The organism is Streptomyces sp. col6, from assembly GCF_008042035.1.
In the GTDB taxonomy this organism is placed as follows: Bacteria; Actinomycetota; Actinomycetes; order Streptomycetales; family Streptomycetaceae; genus Streptomyces.
Window position 1 is genome coordinate 1 of the sequence record NZ_RDBL01000079.1, and the last position, 3,937, is coordinate 3,937.

Consider the following 3,937-nt stretch of genomic DNA (forward strand, 5'->3'; position numbering starts at 1 on the left):
CACCCAGGGCCCCGGCCTCCCCCCGCCCGCGCACCGCCCGCGCCGCGCCCTGTGGGCCGCGCTGGCCGCTCTGGTTCTGCTGGGCGCGGCCACCGGCGGGTACCTGGGATGGCGCGAGCGCGGCGGCGGCCCCGCCGAGGCGTCGCCCGGCGGGGGCGGGGCTGCCGCCATCGTGGCGGGCGTGGGCGAGAAGGGCGGCCCGGACGCCTCGGGCACCGTCCCCTACGGCCGTGACGTACGCCCCGCCGGCTGGAAGAAGCCCTGGCGGGGCAAGTTCGCCGAGCCCCCGCTCGGCTGCTCGGCGGGCCGTGACGTGCTGGTGTGCCGGCTGATCGACGGCACGTACGAGGCGCTGTCGGCCGCCGACGGGCACCACATGTGGACGTTCGACTCGGGCCAGGAGATGTCCGGCCGGCAGGCGGGCTACGGGCCCAGCGGCGCGTTCTTCATGCCGGCCGGGGCCACCGTGCCCACGGTGTACGACGACACCGTCCTGCTTGCCGTCGGCGGCCGCCTCCACTCGCTGGACGCCCGCACGGGCAAGGGCCGTTGGGAGGCCCGGTCCGGCGGCGCGCTGGCCCTGGAGAGCGCGCCGCTGGTCGTCGGCGACCGCGTCTTCGCCGCCGCCTCGGCGGACGAGGGGGCCGAACTCGCCGCGTACGACCGCGGGACCGGTGCCGAGAAGTGGCGGAAGCGGCTGGCGCAGGAGGACATCGCCATGGCGCAGAAGGGCAACTTCTGGCCCGTCGCCACCGACGGCAAAGTCGTGTACGCGATCGGCCTGGACGGCCCGAAGGCCTTTCGGCCCGAGGACGGCAGGCTGCTGGGCACCGCCGGGGGCGACGCCGGGCAGGAGTCCGTGAACTCCGGCTGTGCGGACCTGCGGGTGCGCGGTACCTCCGCGTTCTGCACGACGTTCGTGCCCAACGACGAGGGCGACCACGGCTTCGGCAAGGACGTCGCCGTACTGCGGTTCACCGCCGGCGACCTCAGGACGCGGGGGCGGTTGGAGCTGGACGCCGGGCTGGTGTCCGGTGCGACGCTCAGCGCGCTCGACGACCGGGTGATCGTCCTGACCCGGGGCGACGAGTACGTCGAGAGCGTGCCCGACGAGATCGCCGTGGTGAGCCAGGAGGACGGCCGGACCCTCGGCCGCTTCCCGCTGACGCTCCACCCGGAGAAGGGGATGAGCAACCCGGTCTCCGTCCCGCTGATCGTCGCCGACACCCTCGTCTGGGCGGACACCTCGACGCTGTACACGGTCGTCCTGCGTCCGGACGGCACGCTCGGCCCCCTGAGGAGGACCGAGGTCCCCGGCGCCCCCGGCCCGAGCGCGACCCCCGACTACGACAGGGCCCAGAGCATCGAGCTGGGCAAGGAACTGCTCCCGCCCCGGGTGCTGCCGGTGGGCGGAGCGGTGCACATCGTGTACGACGACGGCACGACGGTCTCCGTGCGGCTGCCGGGCTGATCCCGCACGACGTACGCGTACGTACGACCGGACCATCCCGTACGACCGAGGAGAACGCACCGTGATCCAGCCCCTGCCGGCCGGGCGGGCCCGTCTGGTCGGGCCGTACCAGCTGATCGGCCTGCTCGGCGCGGGCGGCATGGGCGAGGTGTATCTCGCCCGGCCCGCCGGCGCGCGGGTCCCCGGTGGCCTCGTCGCCCTGAAGACCATCCGGCCCGACCTGGACCTCGACGACGGCTTCCGGCTCCGCTTCCGCCGCGAGATCGCCGCCGCCGAGGCCGTCCGCAGCCCGCACACCGCCGCGCTCGTGGGAGGCGACGCGAGCGGCCGGCTGCCGTGGCTGGCCACCGAATACGTGCCCGGACCGTCGCTCGCCGAAGCGGTGGCCCGGGGCGGGCCGCTCCCCGGACCGGCGGTCCGGGCCCTCGGCGCCGGTCTGGCCCTGGCCCTCGCGGACATGCACGCCGTGCGCGTCCTGCACCGCGACCTGAAGCCGGGCAATGTGCTCCTCGGGCCGGACGGGCCCAAGGTCATCGACTTCGGGATCGCCCAGGCCTTCGACGCCACCCAGCTGACCCGTACCGGCGTCGTCGTCGGCAGCCCCGGCTACATCTCGCCCGAGCACGTCAACGGCTCCCGCGCCCTGGTGTCGGCCTCCGACGTGTTCTGCCTGGGCGCGGTCCTGGCGTTCGCGGCGACGGGGCACGGGCCGTTCGACGACTCCGACATGGCCGCCGTGATCTTCCGGATCTCGCGGGGCGAGGCCGAACTCTCCCGCGTACCGCCCGACCTGCGCCCGGTGATCGAGGCGTGCCTGCACAGCGACCCCGACGCCCGGCCCACGCCCCGCCGGCTGGCGGACCTGCTGCTGCCGCAGGGGCCCGCCGCCGGAGCCTTCCCGTGGACCGACGCGGTACGCGGTCAGCTGGCCGCCCACGCGGCGGCGGCCGACGCCTGCGCACGCGAGGCCATGCTCACCCCGGTCGCCCCGCCGCTCCCGCCCCACCACCCGGCGTTCGCCCGCACGCCGGTCGTGCCGGTGGCGGTGCCCGGGGACCGGAAGGGCGGCGGGCGGCTGCGGCTCGGCCTTGTCGCTCTGGCGACGGCGGTGTGCGTCGCCCTGGGCGCGGTCCTCCTCCCGGGGCTCCTCTCCGGTGACGACGGGCAGGACGACACCGGCGGGGGCACCCGGCCGACGGCGTCCGCCTCCGGGGCGGTGTCCACCGGGGGCGCCGGACAGGTCGTCTTCCCGCACGCGGACCCGGGCCGCACCGGCGACTTCGGCACGGCGGCGGCCGATGTCGCCAACCGCCCGGAGGGCTGGCGGGCGTGGCACGCCCAGGTGGACGACGGCCGGGTCGCATGCGTGTACGCCGGTATGTCACTGGTGTGCGCCGGCCCGCACCGGATCACCGCGCTGGCGGCGGCGGACGGCAAGCGGCTGTGGCGCGGCGCGCGGACCGAGTCCGGATCCACGTCGGTGGCGGCGGTCCTGGACGGCACGGTGTACGCCTTCGAGGGCAGCGCCCTGGTGGCGCGCGGGCTGTCCGACGGCGCCGAGAAGTGGCGCGAACCGCTGCCGGACGGGGTCGCCGTGGCCGACTCCGTACAGTCCGGCGACACCCTGTACTACGCCACCAGTGCCCGGGGCTCCGCGACGGTCCGGCTGACCGCGCGCCGTCTGACGGGCGGCCACGACCGGCTCTGGGACAAGGAGTGGCGAGAGCCGTCCGAGACCCCCGAACTGCTCCTGGACGAGGGCAGGCTCGTCGTGGCCGGGAACGCGGTCACCGTCCTGAAGGCGTCGGACGGCTCCCGCACGGCGGGCCTCCCGGCGGGCGAGGTCGCCTGCCGTCAGCCCGTCCTGCAGGGCCGCCGGCTCCTCTGCCCGAGCGCGGACGGCCTGACCGTGGTCGACGTGACGTCCCCCGGCAGCCGGCGCACGCTCCTCCCCGGCGTGGACATCGCGTACCGCCCCGCGCTGGCCGCCGACGGCACGGTCGTGGTCAGCAGCCCGGACCGGATCTACGCGCTGGACCTGGCGTCCGGCGAGATGCGCTGGTCGACCTGCGAATGCGACGAGTTCGCCGCGGACTGGGGCGTGCCGGCCGTGGTCGGCGACCAAGTGATGATCATGAAGTGGTACGGCCCGACGGTCGTCCCCCTCGCCTCCGAGGGCGAGGTGGAAACACGGGGCGCGGCAGAGATCAAGGGCTGGCCGGACACGGGGACGGGCGAACGCCTGGACCCGGGATCGGTGTCGTTCCTGGCCCAGGGCGACACGGTGCTCGCGAGCTTCGGGAACGGGGTGGTGGTGTCGGCGTACGCCCCATGAGTGGGGGCCGTTGGCCCCGTACCCCCGCTCCTCGATCGCCGGAGGGGCTTGATTGTGCCGCGCGGCCACTTCCAGCCTCGCCGGCGTTTGAGGCGCGGGGTCCGGGGCGGAGCCCCGGGTTCGGGAAGGGG

Annotated in this window: 2 protein-coding genes; both read left to right on the forward strand. The window is 75.7% G+C overall.

Going from position 1 to position 3,937, the window contains the following annotated elements:
• The coding region (locus EAO73_RS35520) for a PQQ-binding-like beta-propeller repeat protein (RefSeq protein WP_147975645.1) at nt 1–1,471 on the forward strand (1,471 nt) is incomplete at its 5' end.
• Nucleotides 1,472–1,532: 61 nt separating this feature from the next.
• Nucleotides 1,533–3,806, forward strand: a complete 2,274-nt coding sequence (locus tag EAO73_RS35525; RefSeq protein WP_147975646.1) for a protein kinase domain-containing protein — start codon at nt 1,533–1,535, stop codon at nt 3,804–3,806.
• Nucleotides 3,807–3,937 lie beyond the last annotated feature (131 nt).